17 protein-coding genes are annotated in these 20,374 nt (G+C 40.3%); 13 read left to right on the forward strand and 4 right to left on the reverse strand.

The window, feature by feature from the left end:
* The first annotated feature begins 104 nt into the window (after positions 1 to 104).
* On the forward strand, positions 105 to 227 hold the full coding sequence (locus BQ5321_RS23560; RefSeq protein WP_084786613.1) for a GapA-binding peptide SR1P: 123 nt from the start codon (positions 105 to 107) through the stop codon (positions 225 to 227).
* 219 nt (positions 228 to 446) lie between these two features.
* Here the strand turns inward: BQ5321_RS23560 and BQ5321_RS01035 are convergent, their stop codons facing one another.
* The 3 genes from BQ5321_RS01035 to BQ5321_RS01045 form a co-directional block, all read right to left on the reverse strand.
* Positions 447 to 1,286 carry an MIP/aquaporin family protein gene (locus tag BQ5321_RS01035; protein ID WP_071392776.1) on the reverse strand — a complete coding sequence of 280 codons (840 nt, stop codon included), beginning with the start codon at positions 1,284 to 1,286 and terminating at the stop codon, positions 447 to 449.
* 152 nt (positions 1,287 to 1,438) lie between these two features.
* Entirely contained in the window at positions 1,439 to 3,205 is a 1,767-nt protein-coding gene (dhaK, locus tag BQ5321_RS01040) for a dihydroxyacetone kinase subunit DhaK (RefSeq protein WP_071392777.1), read from the reverse strand.
* Positions 3,202 to 4,338: a glycerol dehydrogenase gene (locus BQ5321_RS01045; protein ID WP_071392778.1), complete on the reverse strand. Its 1,137-nt coding sequence runs from the start codon at positions 4,336 to 4,338 to the stop codon at positions 3,202 to 3,204. The genes dhaK and BQ5321_RS01045 overlap by 4 nt, the downstream gene beginning before the upstream one ends.
* Before the next feature lie 359 nt (positions 4,339 to 4,697).
* On the opposite strand from BQ5321_RS01045, the gene BQ5321_RS01050 reads away from it, so the two are divergent.
* From BQ5321_RS01050 to BQ5321_RS01085, 8 genes are all read left to right on the forward strand, one after another.
* The gene (locus tag BQ5321_RS01050) at positions 4,698 to 5,738 is read left to right on the forward strand and encodes a PocR ligand-binding domain-containing protein (protein ID WP_071392779.1); all 1,041 of its coding nucleotides are present in this window, start codon (positions 4,698 to 4,700) and stop codon (positions 5,736 to 5,738) included.
* Between the two features lie 486 nt (positions 5,739 to 6,224).
* Entirely contained in the window at positions 6,225 to 7,889 is a 1,665-nt protein-coding gene (locus BQ5321_RS01055; RefSeq protein WP_071392780.1) for a propanediol/glycerol family dehydratase large subunit, read from the forward strand.
* 19 nt (positions 7,890 to 7,908) lie between these two features.
* Positions 7,909 to 8,484 (forward strand): propanediol/glycerol family dehydratase medium subunit, encoded by a 576-nt coding sequence (locus tag BQ5321_RS01060; RefSeq protein ID WP_071392781.1) that lies wholly within the window; start codon positions 7,909 to 7,911, stop codon positions 8,482 to 8,484.
* 19 nt (positions 8,485 to 8,503) lie between these two features.
* Positions 8,504 to 8,926, forward strand: a complete 423-nt coding sequence (locus tag BQ5321_RS01065; protein ID WP_071392782.1) for a diol dehydratase small subunit — start codon at positions 8,504 to 8,506, stop codon at positions 8,924 to 8,926.
* A 25-nt stretch (positions 8,927 to 8,951) separates the two neighbouring features.
* Positions 8,952 to 10,811, forward strand: coding sequence for a diol dehydratase reactivase subunit alpha (locus BQ5321_RS01070; protein WP_071392783.1), 1,860 nt, complete (start codon positions 8,952 to 8,954; stop codon positions 10,809 to 10,811).
* 166 nt (positions 10,812 to 10,977) lie between these two features.
* Complete coding sequence (locus BQ5321_RS01075) at positions 10,978 to 11,328, forward strand: glycerol dehydratase reactivase beta/small subunit family protein (RefSeq protein WP_071392784.1); 351 nt, start codon at positions 10,978 to 10,980, stop codon at positions 11,326 to 11,328.
* 170 nt (positions 11,329 to 11,498) lie between these two features.
* Positions 11,499 to 11,924, forward strand: a complete 426-nt coding sequence (locus BQ5321_RS01080; protein ID WP_071392785.1) for a GlcG/HbpS family heme-binding protein — start codon at positions 11,499 to 11,501, stop codon at positions 11,922 to 11,924.
* 27 nt (positions 11,925 to 11,951) lie between these two features.
* Positions 11,952 to 13,109, forward strand: a complete 1,158-nt coding sequence (locus tag BQ5321_RS01085) for an iron-containing alcohol dehydrogenase (RefSeq protein WP_071392786.1) — start codon at positions 11,952 to 11,954, stop codon at positions 13,107 to 13,109.
* Positions 13,110 to 13,309: 200 nt separating this feature from the next.
* Here the strand turns inward: BQ5321_RS01085 and BQ5321_RS01095 are convergent, their stop codons facing one another.
* The gene (locus BQ5321_RS01095; protein WP_071392788.1) at positions 13,310 to 13,987 is read right to left on the reverse strand and encodes a helix-turn-helix transcriptional regulator; all 678 of its coding nucleotides are present in this window, start codon (positions 13,985 to 13,987) and stop codon (positions 13,310 to 13,312) included.
* Positions 13,988 to 14,681: 694 nt separating this feature from the next.
* Between BQ5321_RS01095 and sdaAB the strand changes: the two genes are divergently transcribed.
* From sdaAB to BQ5321_RS01115, 4 genes are all read left to right on the forward strand, one after another.
* Positions 14,682 to 15,380: an L-serine ammonia-lyase, iron-sulfur-dependent subunit beta gene (gene sdaAB, locus BQ5321_RS01100; RefSeq protein WP_071392789.1), complete on the forward strand. Its 699-nt coding sequence runs from the start codon at positions 14,682 to 14,684 to the stop codon at positions 15,378 to 15,380.
* A 209-nt stretch (positions 15,381 to 15,589) separates the two neighbouring features.
* On the forward strand, positions 15,590 to 16,486 hold the full coding sequence (gene sdaAA / locus BQ5321_RS01105; RefSeq protein ID WP_071392790.1) for an L-serine ammonia-lyase, iron-sulfur-dependent, subunit alpha: 897 nt from the start codon (positions 15,590 to 15,592) through the stop codon (positions 16,484 to 16,486).
* Between the two features lie 241 nt (positions 16,487 to 16,727).
* Positions 16,728 to 18,038, forward strand: a complete 1,311-nt coding sequence (locus BQ5321_RS01110) for an aromatic amino acid transport family protein (protein WP_071392791.1) — start codon at positions 16,728 to 16,730, stop codon at positions 18,036 to 18,038.
* A gap of 726 nt (positions 18,039 to 18,764) precedes the next feature.
* Positions 18,765 to 20,246, forward strand: coding sequence for an L-serine ammonia-lyase, iron-sulfur-dependent, subunit alpha (locus tag BQ5321_RS01115; RefSeq protein ID WP_071392792.1), 1,482 nt, complete (start codon positions 18,765 to 18,767; stop codon positions 20,244 to 20,246).
* Positions 20,247 to 20,374 lie beyond the last annotated feature (128 nt).

Raw genomic sequence — 20,374 nt, forward strand, 5'->3', positions numbered from 1 at the left:
AAATGTTACATACTATTATAGTATTAACAAATAAATAACCGTTTACATTTTGAAGAATGAGAATTATGCAACTACTAAAATTCAAAAAAGAGGGGTTTTTACTAATGGGAACTATCGTTTGTCAAGTTTGTGATAACACAATTGAGCAATTTGAGACTGAGAAAGTGACAACTTTGTACGGACAATGCACCTGCTGTGGTGAAAACCATAAGAAGAATTCTAAATAATCCAAGCATCCATTCATAAGATAAAAACCGTCCTCGCATGTTGAGGACGGTTTTTCGTTTTGGGCGGTCTCACCCTCTATTTGGGGAGTAGGGTCCGTTGTCCCCGAATACACAGTAAGCCATATCTCATGGATTAGTGAGATATGGCTTTTAAAAATCGAGGGTAGTAGACCTATCCTCGAGTCCCTTAGACCACTAGCTCTAGGGAACGGCGAAGGGCTAGAGTATTTGGGAATATTCGGCAGGTTGAGGAACCTGTCCCTCTGTCCTATTCTTTTTATCATATAAGAAGATGAAGCCTAGAATGCTGAAACTAGTAAGCAGGACGATCCAAAGAGAAATGGATACTGTGCCTAAGAAAAAAGTTTTATAGAATACGGCACCTAATGAACCTCCCACAATCGGGCCAAGAACAGGAATCCAAGAATAACCCCAATTAGAATTTCCCTTACCTGGTATCGGCAGGAGGAAATGGGCAATTCGAGGTCCAAGGTCACGAGCTGGGTTGATTGCATAACCCGTAGATCCACCGAGAGACATGCCAATCACAGTGATGAGAAGACCAACTGCCAGAGGATTTAAACCCTCTGTAAACGTATTTGCACCAATAAAAAATAAACCAAGTACAAGGACAAAAGTGCCGATGATTTCACTTAATAAATTTGCAAAGGTATTAGGAATGGCTGGACTAGTGGCAAAAACGCCTAGTTTTACCGCCGGGTCTTCTGTCAGTTTCCAATGTGGTAGATATTGCAAGTAAATAATAGCTGCACCTAAAATGCCGCCAAGCATTTGCGCAAGAATATAGCTAGGAACCTGTGACCAGGGAAAAACGCCATTGATTGCAAAGGCGATGGTAACAGCGGGATTTAAATGAGCTCCACTAATTGAACCTACAGCAAAAATTCCCATTGTAACAGCAATTCCCCAGGTAAAGGTGATCACAACCCATCCTGCGTTCTGGGCATATGACTTCTTTAAAGCAGCTCCCGCCCCAATTCCGGTACCAAAAATCATTAATATCATCGTCCCAATTAATTCTCCAAGGAAAGTTGTCATTTGAAATCTCCCTATTATAAAATCACTTTATCGATTTATTCACTAAAAAATGTTTGACATATCTAACAAAGCTAGGATAAGCAGCAATCAAGGTAATCCGGACGCAAATTCGACGGGCGAATTTGATTCATGGTTCTGTATTCATCTCACAATTATGATGATGAAGCTTCCTTCATCACTTGAGCAACTTCAGTAAAGATAACTCCTAACCCGTGAGCACCTGCATCTGGATAACCAAGGCTTCGTTCTCCAACCGTACCTGCACGTCCCATGCGTGCAACAATCTGTTCGGTTGCTTTTGCCCCCTGTACAGCTGCTTCCGCTGCTAGCTTAAGAGCGTTGGTGAAAGTATCATGTGAACTATTTGTCAACGTATCTGCATAAGGCACTAAGGCATCGATTAGTGTTTTATCACCAACAACGGCACCGCGACCAAAGGAACGTTCACCAGTTGCTTGAATCCCCTTTACGGTTGCTTGCATCATTTCCGCGAATTCAGCCGGAATCAGAGAGGTTTTCGTTCCAACATTCTTTCCAGCTGCCCGGAAGGCTGATCCCCAAATAGGGCCGGATGCCCCTCCGCAATGCTCCATAATGATAATCGAACAGGCATCCAGGAAGGTTCCTATATCACTTGTTTTATGCTCCATTATTTCATGCCATTCTGATTTTAGTTGTTTGAATCCTTTCGCAACACTCATGCCGAAATCTCCATCACCCGCATGGGAATCCAATTCACAGAATGGCACTTCATTTCTAATAATACATTCACTCATTTGATCGACCATGAAAATGACATTATCTAACGTAATCGTATTGTCTTTAATGATTGCAGCATCAGGATGGGTTTCCACTTCATAAGAAACCGGTTTGTTTTCTTTTTCAGTATCTATCACATTATGATAGGTGACAGGTGGAACCTCACCGTTTATTTTAAGTGCAGGGGTATCACAGTCATCTGACAAAAGACCCTTCAGTTCATCATCTAGTTTCAGAATTGATAAGGAAGCACCAGCCATATCAATGCTTGTCATATAGTTTCCTACTAGCGTTCTTACGACGGTCACATTTCGCTTAGACAATTCACGAATAACAGAGTGATTCAACAAATAGAGCTCTTGAATGGGTGTTCCACCGAATCCATTCACAAGAACGGCTACTTCTTCAGAACCATTTTCAATCTTTAATTCTTTTAGAAGAGAGGAGACCATTCTTTCAGCTAATTCATCGGCTGAAATCATACTCTCTCTTCGGATTCCTGGTTCACCATGAATTCCGACACCATACTCCATCTCGTCCTCTGCTATTTCAAAGGTTGGAGTTCCTTTTGCCGGAACCGTACAGGATGTAAGGGCAAAGCCGATGCTTTTCACGTTTTTATTGGCTTTTTCAGCTGCTGCCTTAACCTTTGGAAGGTCATAGCCTCTTTCAGAAGCAGCACCGGCAATTTTATGAACAAAGACCGTTCCGGCAACCCCGCGTCTTCCTACTGTATAAAGGCTGTCTTGAACGGAAATATCATCATCCACTCTCACATAATCAACCACGATTCCATCTTCTTCAGCAAGATGTGCAGCATTCTTAAAGTTCATCATATCGCCACTGTAGTTTTTGATGATTAATAAGGTCCCTTTTTGGCCAGCTGTTTCACGAATCGCCTGATAGATTTGAATTTGTGAAGGGGAAGCAAAGACATCTCCGCATACAGCGGCATCCAGCATCCCTTTTCCAACAAATCCAGCATGAGCTGGTTCGTGACCACTACCACCGCCGCTGATTAGACTGACCTTATCCTTGTTCGAATTCTTCCGTTTAATGACTTTATACTTATCTAGTAGCTCGAGTTCAGGATGTGCAAGGACAATACCCTTGCACATTTCCCTTACAACATCTTCTGGTTTATTGATTATTTTTTTCATTGGATAACACCCTTCTTATAATCACTACCTAGTTTATCAGCTGTGATGATTGCTGCTGCTACGGCCTCTGGTGTAACAGGGAATGGCATAGAGTGAACAGATTCTTCAGGAATACATGACTTTCTTGCTACTTCCATTAATTCCTCCTGAGTAATACTATCTACTCCAATATCAGAAAGACAGACAGGAAGTCCAACGGCAAGACAGAAATCCAATACTTCCTCAATCTCCTCTGTTGGTGCGTTTTCAAGCACTAATTGTGCTATAGTACCAAAAGCTACTTTTTCACCATGGAAATAATGATGTGCCCCTTCTAATATGGTTAATCCATCATGAATGGCATGTGCACCTGCTAATCCGGCACTTTCAAAACCTAGACCTGATAATAAAATATTGGCTTCAATGATATTTTCTAAAGCAGGAGTTACTAGATTGCAATCGCTAGCCACTTTCGCCTTTACTCCGTCCTCTAATAATGTCTGATAACAGTGAGTGGCTAAGGCTAATGCTGCATTCGTTCCTTTTGCCGGCCCGCATAACCCTTCACGAACCCCGCAAGGTAAACCGGCATTTACGTTTGAGTAGGAATTGGCGGTTGCTCTTGCTTCAAAATAAGTCGATAAGGCATCACCCATGCCAGATACTAGGAATCTAGTAGGAGCTTGAGCAATGACGGTTGTGTCAATTAAAACCACACTTGGACTTTGCTTAAAGTAAGCGTAGTCATCAAAAGCTCCGTCTGGTGTATACAAAACGGCTGAATGGCTTGTCGGGGCATCTGTTGCAGCAATCGTTGGGATAATAATTAAAGAATCTCCTGCAGCGACACATTTTGCTGTATCTATGGCCTTTCCACCGCCTAATCCAATCGTACAATCACAGTTGTTTTCTTTTGCTAATTCTTGAAGTCTGGCAACCTCTTGTCTTGAACATTCACCATGAAATCCACTTTCAACTAAGGTAATTCCAAATTTATTTATTGTGGCCTCTAATTTATCTTTTACTCGTTTCACATCATCCGGATGGGCGATTAATAGCGCTGAGGTACCGAATGTTTTTACGAAATAGCCTAAATTCAGAATCTCATCCTCGCCTTGAACATATTTTGTTGGACTGATAAATGCTTTTCTCATAGATGATTCCTCCTAGTTTTTGGTTGTAAACCCTTTCATGTATACAAGTCTACTATGGAAGAACCGATAATCCATTAGAATAAAATGATGTATTTTTACAATTATTTATTGTATTTTTTTGCTCTGTTCCATGAAAATGATACTTTTTTGACATCCATAATCATATTAACTACGTCCACTTGATTGTAATTTTTTTCAGATAGTTATTTATGTTTTCTGTGATATAGTAGTTGTTAGTTTCTAAGATTTAACCAATACAGGGAAAGAACCAAGATAAAATTTGCATTAATCGATTGGAAACTCAGTCGTATATTCATCTACGTAAGATTCTTATTTGCTCAAAATGGAGTGAAGTTCCGATGAAAACGAGTTACATGAATTTAAATAAAATACTAGATTTAAGAAAGTGGCAGGACCTCCAGGATTCCCTTTCACTTGTGACCAAATTAGCTATTTTAACGGTGGATTATAAAGGAGTCCCTATTACTCGTCACAGTCAGGTTCGCCCCTTCTGTCACAAGATGCGTAATGATTCAGAAATGGCAAGGTTCTGTGAGAAATGTGATTCAAGGGGAGGCCTCGAGGCGGTAAGGTCTGATGCGCCTTATATCTATCGCTGTCATTGGAATATTATTGATATTGCCATTCCGATTATCATTGATGGGAAATATGTAGGGGCTATCATGGCGGGGGAGGTAAGACTTCCTGAAGAAGAGAATCAGTATTTTCTAGAACAAATGCTTTCAGCTCCCATGAAAGAACATGGTCAAGCATATACTAAGGAGGAAATTCAGCATTTATACGACTCGATTCCCACCTTATCCTACTCGGAATTAGAGGCCTCTGCTCAAATGCTCTATAACCTCTGTCATTATATAGTAGAGGAAGCGATGAACAAAAACTTAATTCTAGAAGTGTATGAAAAAATGCTGCCACTGAAAGAAGAGCCTATTCCAAGTGATTTTTCTGAAGGCTATTCATTAGATAATATTCAGCAAATCAAGAGGGACCTGGCAAATACGGTAACAAATGCGTATGTAAAAACTTCTTCAAGCGAACGTCATATGTGTAAAAACCTCATTTTGCAGCCAGCCTTCGACTATATCTTTCATAATAAGGGAGAAAAAGTATCCCAAAGAGAGATGGCTGAAATTTGTCACATTAGTACGGGTTATTTCAGCCGATTATTTGTAAAAGAAACCGGTATGAACTTTTCGACCTATATTTCCATCCAAAAAATAGAATGGTCAAAACAGTTATTGGAAAAAACGGATCTTTCCATCGCCCAAATCAGTGATGAATTAGGCTTCAATGAACCCGGATACTATATTAAGACTTTTAAAAAATACGAGAATGTAACCCCGAACCTTTATCGTAAATACTTTCAAGAGATGTTGTAGGAAAATAGTTTTTTTAACTTCATTCAGCAAATCCTTTAGCATTCTTCATTATACAGTAAAGTACCCTATAGGTAGATTATTTACAGGTCTACTCTATAGGGTACTTTTTATTCAATGAGAAGCTTTTTTTTTTGATAGTAGATATACAGTAATAATTGAATGGTTTCATTCATGTATTTTCTCCTGCTAAGGGTAAAAAATTTTCTATTTTTAATAAAAAGTGCAAAATAATACAATGAAAAATTATAAAAAGACGTCATTTGATTATAATGTAATACTAAGTTTTAAATGGTAACTTTTACATGTGAAAAGGTGTTGAAAGGAGGATTAACTTCTCTGATGCCGACCGGAGCTACTGCAATTGGTGATACTCAAGGAAATGATTGAAAAATCCTTGGTTGAGACAGGACCTTTCTGCTTTATAGCTAATAATGTGAAATGTTTAACAAACTTAGTCTATTGATCATAAACAAAGGAGAATTAATGATGAGATCAAAGCGTTTTCAAGTATTAGAGCAAAGACCTGTTAATCAGGACGGTCTTATAAGTGAATGGCCAGATGAAGGCTTAATTGCCATGAATAGCCCCAATGATCCTAAGCCATCAATAAAAGTTAAAGATGGAATAGTCATAGAGCTTGATGGAAAGAAAAGAGAAGATTTTGATACGATAGATAGATTTATAGCAGACTATGCAATAAATACAAAAGATTGTGAGAAATCCATGGGTTTAGACTCGTTGAAAATATCACAAATGCTAGTTGATATAAACGTGAGCAGAGAAGAGATTATAAAAATTACTATGTCGATCACTCCTGCTAAGATCGTTGAAGTTGTCTCACATATGAATGTAGTTGAAATGATGATGGCACTTCAAAAGATGAGAGCAAGAAAAACGCCTTCAAATCAGTGCCATATAACAAATTTAGCAGATAATCCAGTGCAGATTGCGGCAGATGCAGCAGAAGCAGGCATCAGAGGGTTTTCAGAGCAGGAAACTACTGTTGGTATTGTAAGATATGCACCATTTAATGCATTGGCACTTCTTATTGGTTCCCAGGTAGGACGCGGAGGTGTGCTAACTCAATGTTCAGTAGAAGAAGCGACAGAGCTTGACCTTGGTATGAGAGGACTTACCAGTTATGCAGAAACAGTTTCGGTATATGGAACTGAATCAGTATTTACTGATGGAGATGATACTCCATGGTCAAAAGCATTTTTGGCATCAGCATATGCTTCAAGAGGATTAAAAATGAGATTTACATCAGGCACAGGTTCAGAAGCCTTGATGGGATACTCAGAAGGAAAGTCAATGCTTTACCTGGAAGCGAGATGTATCTATATAACAAAAGGTGCTGGCGCTCAGGGACTTCAAAATGGAGCAGTAAGCTGTATAGGAATGATAGGTGCAGTTCCATCTGGAATAAGGGCGGTGCTAGCTGAAAACCTAATCACTACCATGTTGGATATAGAAGTTGCATCTGCAAATGACCAGACCTTCTCACATTCAGATATAAGAAGAACTGCAAGAACTCTTATGCAGATGCTCCCTGGAACAGACTTTATATTCTCAGGATACAGTGCTGTACCAAATTATGACAACATGTTCGCCGGTTCAAACTTCGATGCGGAGGATTTTGATGACTACAATATTCTTCAAAGAGATTTAATGGTAGATGGAGGCTTAAGGCCAGTTTCCGAAGAAGAGACGATAGCCATTAGAAATAAAGCGGCAAAAGCAGTTCAGGCTGTTTTTAGGGAATTAGGTTTCCCCCCTATCACCAATGAAGAAGTAGAAGCGGCAACATATGCACATGGCAGCAAAGATATGCCGGCAAGGAATGTAGTGGAAGATCTGAAAGCAGCTGAAGAGATGCTAAAAAAGAGAATAACCGGTATCGATATAGTTAAAGCATTAAGCAAGAGTGGTTTTTCTGATGTTGCAAATAACGTATTAAATATGCTTAAGCAGAGAGTAACGGGAGACTACCTACAGACATCCGCGATATTGGATAAGAACTTTGATGTTATAAGTGCAGTTAATGATGTTAACGATTACAAGGGGCCGGGGACCGGTTATAGAATCAGCAAAGAGAGATGGGAAGAAATTAAGAATATTCCGAATGTAATCAAACCTGAGGATATTGGGTAATAGAAGGGTGTGAATAAATATGATTAATACTACAAAACAATATGCTGTTCCTGAGCTTCAACTAACAGAAGGCGGAGAAGCAAAGATTGGAACCAGAGCAAATGAGGTTGTTATAGGGATAGGGCCAGCCTTTCATAAGTCCCAGAATAAAACGATAGGAAATGTTCCTCACAGTGATGTTTTAAGAGAACTGATTGCGGGTATAGAAGAAGGTGGATTGGAGGCTCGTGTAGTAAGAATAGTAAGAACGTCAGACGTTTCATTCATAGCTAACGATGCAGCCAAAATAAGCGGATCAGGGATAGGCATAGGAATTCAGTCAAAAGGAACAACCGTTATTCATCAGAAAGACCTGCTTCCTTTAAATAACCTTGAGCTATTTCCTCAGGCACCGTTAATGACACTTGAGGTTTATAGATTAATCGGGAAAAATGCTGTGAAGTATGCTAAAGGAGAGTCGCCAACGCCAGTTCCAATGAAGAACGACCAAATGGCAAGACCTAAGTTCATGGCAAAGGCAGCGCTGCTTCATATAAAAGAAACGAAGCATGTTCAAGTAGCTGCAAAACCTATAGAAATAGAAGTTAAATTTTAATTTGAAAGGAGGGAATCTAATGGAACAAAGAAAGTTGAATTCAAAAGACTATCCTTTAGCTACCAAAAGACCTCAGTATATTAAAACACCTACAGGAAAGAGACTAGAAGATGTCACTTTGGAAAATGTTTTAAATGGTGTCATTAAACCGGAAGATGTGAGAATATCACCGGAAACATTGGAAATGCAGGCTCAGATAGCTGAATCTATGAACAGAGATGCTATTGCAAGAAACTTAAGAAGAGCCGCAGAACTAATAGCAGTTCCAGATGAAAGAATACTAGAGATATACAACCTGCTGAGACCTTATCGTGCTACAAAAGACGAACTTTTAGTTACAGCAGAAGAACTTGAGAAACAGTATAACGCAAAAGTGAATGCATACTTCGTAAGAGAAGCAGCAGAAGTATATGAAAAAAGAGGAAAACTACGACAAGACTAGTCAAGCTTTAAGGAGAAGGAAGTAAATGAAAATTATTGCAGGAGTTGATATTGGAAACGCGACAACAGAAGTTGCACTAGGTAGATTGAATAATGGCAGAATAGAGTTTCTTTCAAGTGGTATAGTTCCAACTTCAGGAATTAAAGGTACTGAAGAAAATATCCAGGGAGTGTTTTCCTCATTAAAGCAGGCATTATTTAAAGTTTCTATGGAACTGGATCATCTTGATATGGTGAGGATAAATGAAGCTGCACCCGTTATAGGGGATGTAGCTATGGAGACTATAACTGAAACGATCATTACCGAATCTACTATGATAGGGCACAACCCTTCTACTCCAGGAGGAATAGGACTTGGAATCGGAAAGACTATCTATATAGAAGATTTAGACTCATTGAATACAGAAAATATGAAGGATAACCAGTTTATCGTCCTAATCCTGAGCAGTATCAGTTTTCTTGAGGCCGCTGTAAGAATAAATGCTGCAGTCAAAAGGGGAATAAATATTACAGCAGCGATGGTTCAAAAAGATGATGGGGTTTTAATTAATAATAGATTGGAACAAAAAATACCTATTGTTGATGAAGTATTGTTGCTGGAAAAAGTGCCAGTAGGAATGCGAGCTGTAGTTGAGGTAGCTGAACAAGGCGGAGTCGTAACCACTTTATCAAATCCATATGGCATCGCTACAGTGTTTGGACTGACATCAGAAGAAACAAAGCTTATAGTGCCTGTAGCAAGAGCACTTATAGGAAACAGATCCGCAGTTGTTATAAGGACTCCAAAAGGAGATGTTCAGGAAAAGAAAATTCCTGCAGGGAACATTCAGATAGATGGATTAAAGCACAAGGAAACGGTAGAGGTTGAAGCTGGCGCAGCAAAAATAATGGAAGCGGTCAAACTTTCCATTCCCATTCAGGACATCAGAGGTGAGTCTGGAACTAATGCTGGTGGAATGCTAGAGAGAGTTAGGCAGGTAATGGCAAAGCTAACGAATCAGAAGCTAGCTGATATAAAGATTCAGGATCTATTAGCTGTTGATACTTTCGTGCCACAGAAAGTAAAGGGTGGTTTAGCACAAGAATTCTCAATGGATAATGCTGTAGGCATAGCCGCTATGGTTAAGGCGGACAAGCTTCAGATGCAGATGATTGCCCATAAGCTTCAGGAGAAATTAAAGGTTGACGTAGAAGTTGGCGGAGTAGAAGCGGATATGGCTATAAGAGGTGCCCTCACAACTCCTGGAAGCAGTACTCCTCTTGCAATACTTGATATGGGAGCAGGCTCCACAGATGCATCCATAATAAATAAAGAAGGAAAAATATGTTCCATACACCTGGCTGGCGCTGGAAATATGGTAACCATGTTAATCAAATCCGAACTAGGGTTGGAAGATTTGAATCTGGCAGAAGACATTAAGAAATACCCACTGGCTAAGGTTGAAAGCTTATTCCATATTAGACATGAAGATAGTACAGTAGAGTTTTTTGACAACCCTCTGGATTCCTCTGTATTTGCTAAAGTAGTAATACTTAAGGATGGAATGCTGATTCCGATAGATGGTCAGAACTCTCTGGAAAAAATCAAGATGGTAAGAAAAACAGCAAAAGAGAAGGTATTTGTTACTAATTGTCTTCGAGCCTTAAGCATAGTATCTCCAACTGGAAATATAAGAGATATAGAGTTTGTGGTATTAGTAGGAGGTTCCTCGTTGGACTTTGAGATACCACAGCTGGTTACTGATGCCCTTTCTCATTATGGTGTAGTGGCGGGAAGAGGAAATGTACGAGGGATAGAAGGACCGAGAAATGCCGTAGCTACTGGACTCCTACTTGGCTTTAACTTCATTCAGCAGAAGGCCTCCACTTCTATAAGTGGGGGATGAATGCAAAGGGTACTTTGATTCAGTGGGGGTTCAAACCCCGGCTGAATGTAGTTAAGCCTCCGGCGGATATCTCGGATTTTTTTAAGGTAGTTTATCGAGCGAGCTTGATAAAAATCCGGACGCAAATTCGACGGGCGAATTTGATCAGAAATAAGGAAGATTACTGATGAAACATGATGAAACTAGAAAACCAAGAATACATGTATATTACACTCCTGAAATAGAGGATATATCTATTTTCGAAGATGTGCTTTTTGGCATAGAAGAAGAAGGCATTCCCTATGCAGTTAAGGAAGAAATGAACTTGAACTCTTTAGAGTTATGTTATAAGGCTGCCCAGCGGTCCAACTTAGCTGTAGGCATAGGGATAAAGGCAGATGGAGAAGTCACACTGACTTTTAATAAGCTAAAGAAAAATGAACCTTTATTTATTGTCGACTCATGTTGGGATAAAACCATTCTTAGAAATTTAGGGACAAATGCAGGTAGGTTGGTTAAGGGAATAGCATTCAAGTAAATTCTAGGTGTGGTTAGAAGTTCGGAGAGCGTAATAATAAGTCTAGGTAGAAAAGAAAAGGTAAGAGAAGAAATTAGAAAATATGTGAATAACTATACAAATGCTTTGTTCGCAATGGACAGGTTTGAAGAGATGAACTAGAAAGAGATTTTCGAAGGGAGATAAGAATCTTGCAGAAGGTAAATGAAATCAAACAATTAAGCTTAGATATCGTAAAGAAAATGGCTGCCGCAGCTGAAGCAAAGGCTGTTGAAATGAATGTGCCAGTAGTCTTCGCTGCAGTGGATGCAGGAGCAAACTTAATGCTTATGTACAGAATGGAAAATGCATTTATTACAAGTGTAGATATAGCTGTGAACAAAGCCTTTACTTCAGCAGCATTAAAAATAGGAACACATGAAGTCACTCCCAACATTCAGCCGGGAGAGAGCCTTTACGGATTACAGTTAACTAATAACTGTAGAATAGTGCCTTTTGGCGGTGGGTTACCGGTAATAACGGATGGACAAGTTGTTGGAGCAATCGGCGTAAGTGGAGGAACTGTTGAGGAAGATATGACTATAGCGAAAGCCGCATTAGAAATTTTTGGAGAATAGTTAAGGTGAGAAAAGGAGAAATATGATATGAGAATGTATGATTATTTAGTACCAAGTGTTAATTTTATGGGAGCAGGGTGCCTAAGCGTTATCGGAGAAAGGTGTAAAATTCTAGGGGGAAAAAAAGCACTTATTGTTACAGATAAATTTTTAAGAGGCATGGAAGGTGGAGCAGTTGATTTAACTGTGAAGTATTTAACAGAGGCAGGAATAGAATTTGCTATTTATGATGAAGTAGAACCAAATCCAAAGGATACAAATGTAAAAGACGGCCTTAAGATATACCAAAGAGAAGGCTGTGACATGATAGTGACAGTTGGAGGAGGAAGTTCTCACGATTGTGGAAAAGGTATCGGAATAGTTGCAACACATGATGGAGATTTATATGACTATGCTGGGATCGAAACGTTAACAAATGCACTTCCTCCGTTAGTTTCAGTAAATACGACAGCGGGAACGGCAAGTGAAGTTACAAGACATTGTGTTATAACAAATACGCAAACTAAAGTTAAATATGTAATAGTTAGCTGGAGAAATCTACCACTAGTATCCTTCAACGATCCAATGTTAATGGTAAAGAAGCCAGCTGGATTGACTGCCGCTACAGGAATGGATGCATTGACCCATGCGATTGAAGCTTATGTTTCAAAGGATGCAAATCCAGTAACTGATGCAGCTGCCATACAAGCTATTAAATTAATAGCGCAAAATTTAAGACAGGCAGTTGCACTTGGAGATAATCTAGTGGCAAGAGAAAATATGGCCTATGCTTCCTTATTAGCTGGTATGGCATTTAACAATGCAAACTTAGGATATGTTCATGCGATGGCACATCAATTAGGGGGATTATATGATATGCCTCACGGAGTAGCTAATGCTATGCTTCTTCCACATGTTGAAAGATTTAATCTCATCTCAAATCCTAATAAGTTTGCTGATATTGCTGAATTCCTTGGAGAAAATATTACTGGATTATCAGTCATGGATGCCGCTGAAAAGGCTATCGATGCGATGTTCAGACTTTCTAAAGATGTTGGAATTCCAGCCAGTTTAAAAGAGATGGGCGTGAAAGAAGAGGATTTTGAATATATGGCAGAAATGGCATTAAAGGATGGAAATGCCTTCAGTAACCCTAGAAAAGGAAGCGAAAAGGATATCATTAATATATTTAAGTCAGCATTTTAATTGAAGCTTTAATATCAGCAGAAAATTAATCAGGGAATGTCCTAAAATCAATAACAATGATTTTGGGGCATTCCCTTTCTCGTCTTTTTCATATTCTTCCTCTTCAATCCGTGCTCGAATGCTTTTTAGTTCCTTGCTGTAAACCAGGTACTGTTGCTTTGCAGGGGACCTGTCCCTTCGTCCCAGGGACAAGGCCAGCCCTATGTCCCAAGATACTTTTCGTTGCGTGATATCATTTGCAGGTAGCGGTAGACGCTTGATTCGGACATTCCCATGATATCGGCTACTTCATTGATCGTCCCTTTAATTTCAAAGACACCATTTTCTTTTAATTTGGAAATAGCCTGTCTTTTTTGTTCTGGAGATAATTGAGCACCCGATTCGATGATCTCTTTATCGATGACGGAGTAAATAATATGACTAATACTATCGGTCAGTTTTTCCACTGGCTGTTCTTGATCGGTTTTCTGTTCGATCTGCTCGATATCTAAGCTTAAATTAGCCAATTTTAGGACATCCATTGCGACTTTCTTATAGACATCCGCATCGAAATTTATACATAAAAGACCCTGTAATTGGCCTTCCTGGTCCTTAATAAACAGGGTGGAGGAACGATATTTTTTACCTCTTGGTCCTTCTCCAACATAGGCCACAACATGATCCTTCTCCAAATATACCTTTTCATTGATTAGTTTTTTGGCATAGTCGGTTAAGGGACCTCCTAAGGTTCTTCCACTTAAGTCTCCGTTAACGATGTGACCAATCTGAGAACCTCCATCAGGATTCAAAACATGTAAGACTAATTCATAGTTAGCGCCCAAAATCTCTCCGAAATAATTCATAATCTTTTGATAGTGTCGAAAGAGTTCCTGATCCAAGTAAGTATCCCTCCTTTAAAGAGTAATCAATGATTCCTGGATTTATTTAAGGAGTGAAATTCCTTCAAGCTCGTGGGAAGAGCAATACAAACGCTTTTTGATCGACTTCAGATTAGTACCGTAATTATAACAAGGTTTCCGAATTTTAACAGGGGAAAAACGAATGGTCTGTCACGAATCCGGATTACTTATTTTAGGAAGTTAAAAATGAAGAATAATAATTCTGAAAAATAAATCAAAATGAAGAGAAGTTATCGTCATTTTCTTACTAAAATTATAACAGACTACCGTAACGTTGATAATAAATTCTAATAATAATAATTTCTCATTAATGAATTGACAGTATGGTCACCTATGTGATAATTTATGCATGTAGTAATAAAAAATAATTATTGTAATAATTTTTTATTACATTTCCTAAGAAAAAACTAGAATCATAATCGCTTATTAAACAAATTACTTCATCTAAAGTTCAAAATCAGTACGAATAACAATTGATTGTTTATTTTTTTTTGACTATCGTTGAAAACCTTTACATAGCGGTTGCTGTTGTTGCCATTACCCGCATACTCAAGCTGATAATAGCAGGTCATACGGCCACGATTGGGAAGTAGTATTTTTGCAGGGATAATGACAACCCATATGGATGGCTCATTCTAGTAACTGGTATGGCAACTACGAGGAGGAATCGAATATGAACATGAATGTAGTACCTATTAAGAAGAAAAAAGTTGTTAATTATAAAAGCTGTTTTGATGTCATTGGCCCGGTTATGATCGGACCCTCCAGCTCACATACGGCAGGTGCATTAGAGATTGGAGCCGTTGCGAATAAATTATTACAGGGTGTTCCGGAAAAAGTGGTGGTAAAGTATTATGAATCCTTTGCAGAAACGCATAAAGGACATGGAACGGATTTTGCAATTATCGCTGGTATATTAGGCTTTGCTACCGATGATAGTCGAGTGCCTGACGCTATTAAAATAGCAGAATCTCAGGGGATTGAGATTACTTTTATAGAAGAAGCAGGTGATAGTCCTGCTGGTCACCCTAATACAGCCGATGTTTATCTCGAGGGTGAGAATCGAAGCATTCGAGTATTGGGGACTTCAGTCGGTGGCGGATTAATTGAAGTCAAGCACATTGAAGTGGACGGATTTAGCTTAAGCCTTCAAGGTCCATTGCCCATTATGCTGGCCATTTCTGAAAAAGAAGACCTAGAATTCGTCTTACGCAGAATCCTTAAACAACATCATGTGGAAATTAACCACTTTAACACGTTAGAAAATGATGGGAAACATTTATATGCAATTGCATTAGACTCTCAACTAAATAGTGAAGTTCAGCAGGAATTGAAAACAATTAGCACTTCAGCTAATATCATTATTCTTTAACTTCATTCAGCCAATGCTTTTTGTACCGAAAGCTTGCGACAGGTACAGAAGTCCACCACTTCTACAAGTGGGGATTCAAACCCCGGCTGAATGAAGTTAAGTCTCCGGCGAGTCTTGGATTTTTATAGGTAGTTTATCGAGCGAGCTCGATAAAAATCCGGACGCAAATTCGACGGGCGAATTTGATTAAGATAAGGATGTGAAAGCTTATGTACATGTCCATAAAGGAAATTGTGGATGCGGCTAATGAGAAACAAAAACCGATTTATGCATTAGCAATCGAGCAGGAAATCGAGCAAACGAAAGCTTCATACGAAGAGATTTGGAGCAAAATGGAAAAAAATCTCGTGACAATGGAAAATGCCGTAAAGAGAAGCATCGAGGGCGACGGAGTTTTTTCTCCAACCGGTTTAACTGGAGGAGATGCTGTAAAAATAAAAAAATATCGTGAAGCAGGAAAAACTCTTTCTGGAGATTCAATGATGTTCGGAGTCCAGAACGCTTTCGGTGTCAACGAGGTCAATGCAGCGATGGGAGTCATTTGTGCGACTCCAACAGCAGGTGCAAGTGGGACAATCCCTGGAGTACTCTTTAGTATTCAAGATCAATTACAGCTAACACATGAGGATAAGGTCCATTTTCTATTCACTACCGCTTTATTAGGAATGGTTGTCGCGAATAACGCCTGTATTTCCGGGGCTTTTGGTGGATGTCAGGCCGAAGTAGGAAGTGCCTCAGCCATGGCAGCGGCCGCAGCAGTAGAAGCCGCCGGTGGAACACCGCAGCAATCCTCTGAAGCCTTCTCAACCGCGCTTCAAAATTTACTTGGTTTAGTATGTGATCCGGTTGCGGGCTTGGTCGAAATTCCATGTGTGAAGCGAAATGCAGTCGGAACAGCTAATGCCTTAGTCGCCGCGGATATTGCGCTTGCCGGCGTAACGAATGTTATCAATGCCGACGAGGTGGTTGAAGCGATGTTTAGAGTAGGAAGACAGATGCCTCGAGAATTAAGAGAAACCGGTCTAGGCGGAGTGGCTGCCACACCTACAGGAATTGCGATTAAAAGTAAAATTTTTGGAGACAAGTTTATTAAAAAAGATCGGTAATGAGAAAAAGTAATGCTAGAAAATAATTTTCATTGATAGGTAAGAATGATAGACATCAAGAACGATTTCGCTATTTCCTTGTGATCATCCATGTGGATGATTCACCTAGGCTTACCAGGGGTTATCGGGAATCGATTTCGTGTCCTGTCTATCATGATTATTCATATAAGCATAGCTTATTAGTTTTTATGTAAACGCAAACAACTCAATTGGATGAAATCTTAAGGAGGATATCATAGTTATGTATGGGAATACAGCGAGACAACTAGAATATCAAGAGCAAGTTGAAGAAAAAAAATTACCAGACCCCAAAAAGTGGCACAAACAAGATACGACCTGGGCATTGAGCCTTTTTGGAACAGCCATTGGTGCCGGCGTTCTCTTTCTACCGATTAATGCAGGATCAGGTGGTTTATTTTCACTCTTATTAATTACCGTGCTTGCCTTTCCGGTTATGTATTACTCACATAGAGCGCTTGCCAAAATGATTTATGGCTCCAATTCGGCTGAAGAGGGGATCACAGGGACTATTAGAGAGTATTTTGGAAATGGAGCCAGTAAGGTTTTTAACCTCGTATTCTTCATCTCGATTTATACGATTGTCCTGATGTATTCAGTTGCCCTAACCAATACGGCAAGTAGTTTTATCGTGCATCAATTGCACCTACCAGAGCCGCCAAGAGCGATTTTATCACTTGTATTAGTACTTGGTCTTATTGCTATCCTAAACTTTGGTCAAGATATTACGGTAAAAGTGATGAGTATGCTTGTCTATCCTTTTATCATTTCTCTGCTTTTTATCGCCATTTCTTTAATTCCAAAGTGGAATACGTCGATGCTTAGTTTTTCAAGTGTTTCGACTGCGACAACAGGTGCAGGATATTTCAATATGGTATGGTTGATTTTACCGATTATCGTATTCTCGTTTAACCATTCACCTATTATCTCCTCCTTTGTTATGAAGCAAAGGGAAACCTATGGATTAGCGGCTGTTGACGCGAAATGTGCTCAAATTCAAAAGGTATGTTATATCATGACGTTCGCTGTTGTTATGTTCTTCGTATGGAGCAGTGTCTTGAGCTTAACGCCAAATGATTTGATGATGGCAAAAGAACAGAACTTGACGATTCTTTCTTATCTTGCGAATGAGCTGAATTCACCCTTAATCGCGATTGCCGCTCCGATTATTGCTTTTGTCGCGATTACAAAGTCTTTCCTTGGTCATTATGTAGGGGCATACGAGGTTATGCGTGACATGATTATCGAGACGGGTAAAGCACGCGGAAAAAACATTCAAGAAAAAACAGTTAAGATGATTATTCTTACATTTGTTGTCTTAACATGCTGGTATGTTGCTTATGCCAACCCAAGTATTCTTGGGCTGATTGATTCACTTAGCGGACCGCTAGTAGCTGCTATTTTATGTGTGCTACCAATGTATGCCATCCGTAAAGTTCCTGCGTTAGCAAAATACAGAGGGAAATTTAGCAATGTATTTGTTATTATTGTAGGTGTCCTAACGGTCTTAGCAAGTGTGAAATCATTATTCTAATTTAACTTCATTCAGCAAATGCTTTTTGTACCGAAAGCTTGCGACAGGTACAGAAGTCCTCCATTTCTACAAGTGGGGGATGAATGCAAATCGTACTTCGATTCAGTGGGGGTTCAAACCCCGGCTGAATGAAGTTAAGCCTCCGGCGGATGTCATGGATTTTTTAGGGGTAATTTATCGAGCGAGCTCGATAAAAATCCGGACGCAAATTCGACGAGCGAATTTGATTCCTTTTTTCCTGAGCTTGATCAGATTGCTTGTTATAGGCATCTGATAAAGCTCTCTTTTTATTAGTATCCTATTCGCATGAATCCCATGCCATAGTGAAAGATAAGAAAATAATACTTTTGATTTGGTAAAAGAGGAATAGCACGTTCGAACAGTCCCTATTCGTTTAGGCTCTGTTTAGCTTGAAAAAGGGTTATCAGGATGCGGGGAGCCATTTTTTCAAAATGAAAAACGGCTGAATTCATGCCCTGTAGCATTCAGAGCCGCATCATTAGTGCTTAACTTCATTCAGCCAATGCTTTTTGTACCGAGAGCTTGCGACAGGTACAGAGAGCCTCCACTTCTACAAGTGGGGATTCAAACCCCGGCTGAATGAAGTTAAGCCTCCGGCGAGTCTTGCGATTTTTATAGGTAGTTTATCGAGCGAGCTCGATAAAAATCCGGACGCAAATTCGACGGGCAAATTTGATCAATGCCTTAGTTTGAAGGAGTGATACTATGTCTTTTAAAAATTTGCAGGAGTTAGTGGAAACGGCTGCGCGCGAGAATACAACCATTGCAGAATTAATGATAAAAACCGAAGAGGCAGAGAAGGGTTTATCGAGAGCGGCGATTATCGAGAAAAAATCCGAGCTGTTTACCGTCATTGAGGAGGCTGTTCGCAGAGGAACAGAGAGTCCGGTCGTGTCTCGTGCATGCCAAACAGGGGGAGATGGCAACCGACTTTATGTGTATGCGAATGAAGGGAACACCTTTGTCCACTCTAGCACTCTGCAGGCTGCAGCCAATGCACTTGCCGTATCAGAGGTGAATGAGGCGATTGGCAGGATTGCCGCAACCCCAACGGTAGGCTCGACGGGGATTTTACCGGCTGTCCTTGTACATGCCCTTGACAGCGGAAGATTTACTCGTGACCAGATTGTGTTATCGACGTTTACAGCTTCTGCATTGGGCCTAGTAATCGCCAATCGAGCCTCGATTTCAAGGACGGAGGGCGATTGTCAGGTTGAAATTGGATCGGCGACGGCCATGGCTGCCGGTACGCTAGTCGAATTAGCCGGCGGAACACCGGAGCAGGTAGGGCATGCGGTTGGGATTGCTTTAAAACATTCATTGGGATTGGTTTATGCTCCTTTTGAGAGAAAGGCGGAAATTTCGTGTATCTATCACACCGGGCTACCGGCCATTACCGCACTTGCTGCGGCAGATATGGCATTAGCAGGGGTGGTTTGCCACATCCCTGCCGATGAAATCATTCAATTAATGCGTGAAGGCAGAAAACCACTGACTGAATTATTTGGTGCAGGGGGGCTGGAAGGGTCCCAGCGTGAACAAAGCATCCATGAACCCGTCATGGGGGAGCCTTTGAGTGCTCATAAAGCCGGAGCGGCTCGGATTGGTCAGATTGCTTACCAGCTTTTAAATGAAAAGCCTCTATCAGCTAAGTTCACCTTGATGGGGTCTTTTGCCGAAGCCCAGGAGGGGGACGGGATTGATTTAGCCCTTTTAGCTGGCGTTCTCGGGTTATCCGCAACGGATGATGATAAGGTGAATGCGAAGGAAGTGGCCGAAAGAAATGGAGTAGTTGTTGAGTTTACCAAACAAGCTCTCGGAAGCCACCATCCAAACACCGTTTTGATTGAGTTAGCGGGAGAATTACATAAAGTAAAGGTATTGGCCAGCTCTTTAGGTGGCGGTAAAGTGGAGGTTCAGGAGTTTGATGGCTTTCCATTGAAATTTAGTGGTGAACGACCAACCTTAATCATCCGCCACTCTGACCGCAAAGGCGTCATCGCCGATTTATCGTGGATTATTCAGGAAAAAGGCTGTAACATCGCCCGCATGGGAAATGAACGCTCCACCCTCAACGGCCCCGCCCTGACCATTTGCGAAGTCGACAATCCCGTCGACGAAAGTCTCCTAGCCATGCTAAAGAGGGAAATACCGATCATCGATGAGATTTTGTTAGTGCAGAAGTGACAGGCACCACCCGAGTTTTGTCACTATTTGTCGATAACGGGATGCAGGGACAGGTCCGTTGTCTTATACCTTAAATAAGCAAAGCCCTATCCAGATGTTAGCTGATGGATAGGGCTTTCATCATTCAT

The organism is Bacillus tuaregi (assembly GCF_900104575.1).
Lineage (GTDB): Bacteria > Bacillota > Bacilli > Bacillales > Cytobacillaceae > Bacillus_BD > Bacillus_BD tuaregi.

Excerpts from the sequence above, each read along its gene's own strand:
- BQ5321_RS01035 (WP_071392776.1), bottom strand. The coding sequence starts at position 1,286 with ATGACAACTTTCCTTGGAGAATTAATTGGGACGATGATATTAATGATT.
- BQ5321_RS01045 (WP_071392778.1), bottom strand. The coding sequence starts at position 4,338 with ATGAGAAAAGCATTTATCAGTCCAACAAAATATGTTCAAGGCGAGGAT.
- BQ5321_RS01115 (WP_071392792.1), top strand. The coding sequence starts at position 18,765 with ATGTCTTTTAAAAATTTGCAGGAGTTAGTGGAAACGGCTGCGCGCGAG.
- BQ5321_RS01110 (WP_071392791.1), top strand. The coding sequence starts at position 16,728 with ATGTATGGGAATACAGCGAGACAACTAGAATATCAAGAGCAAGTTGAA.
- BQ5321_RS23560 (WP_084786613.1), top strand. The coding sequence starts at position 105 with ATGGGAACTATCGTTTGTCAAGTTTGTGATAACACAATTGAGCAATTT.
- BQ5321_RS01050 (WP_071392779.1), top strand. The coding sequence starts at position 4,698 with ATGAAAACGAGTTACATGAATTTAAATAAAATACTAGATTTAAGAAAG.
- BQ5321_RS01070 (WP_071392783.1), top strand. The coding sequence starts at position 8,952 with ATGAAAATTATTGCAGGAGTTGATATTGGAAACGCGACAACAGAAGTT.
- BQ5321_RS01075 (WP_071392784.1), top strand. The coding sequence starts at position 10,978 with ATGAAACATGATGAAACTAGAAAACCAAGAATACATGTATATTACACT.
- sdaAA (WP_071392790.1), top strand. The coding sequence starts at position 15,590 with ATGTACATGTCCATAAAGGAAATTGTGGATGCGGCTAATGAGAAACAA.
- BQ5321_RS01055 (WP_071392780.1), top strand. The coding sequence starts at position 6,225 with ATGAGATCAAAGCGTTTTCAAGTATTAGAGCAAAGACCTGTTAATCAG.
- BQ5321_RS01060 (WP_071392781.1), top strand. The coding sequence starts at position 7,909 with ATGATTAATACTACAAAACAATATGCTGTTCCTGAGCTTCAACTAACA.
- sdaAB (WP_071392789.1), top strand. The coding sequence starts at position 14,682 with ATGAACATGAATGTAGTACCTATTAAGAAGAAAAAAGTTGTTAATTAT.
- BQ5321_RS01085 (WP_071392786.1), top strand. The coding sequence starts at position 11,952 with ATGAGAATGTATGATTATTTAGTACCAAGTGTTAATTTTATGGGAGCA.
- dhaK (WP_071392777.1), bottom strand. The coding sequence starts at position 3,205 with ATGAAAAAAATAATCAATAAACCAGAAGATGTTGTAAGGGAAATGTGC.
- BQ5321_RS01065 (WP_071392782.1), top strand. The coding sequence starts at position 8,504 with ATGGAACAAAGAAAGTTGAATTCAAAAGACTATCCTTTAGCTACCAAA.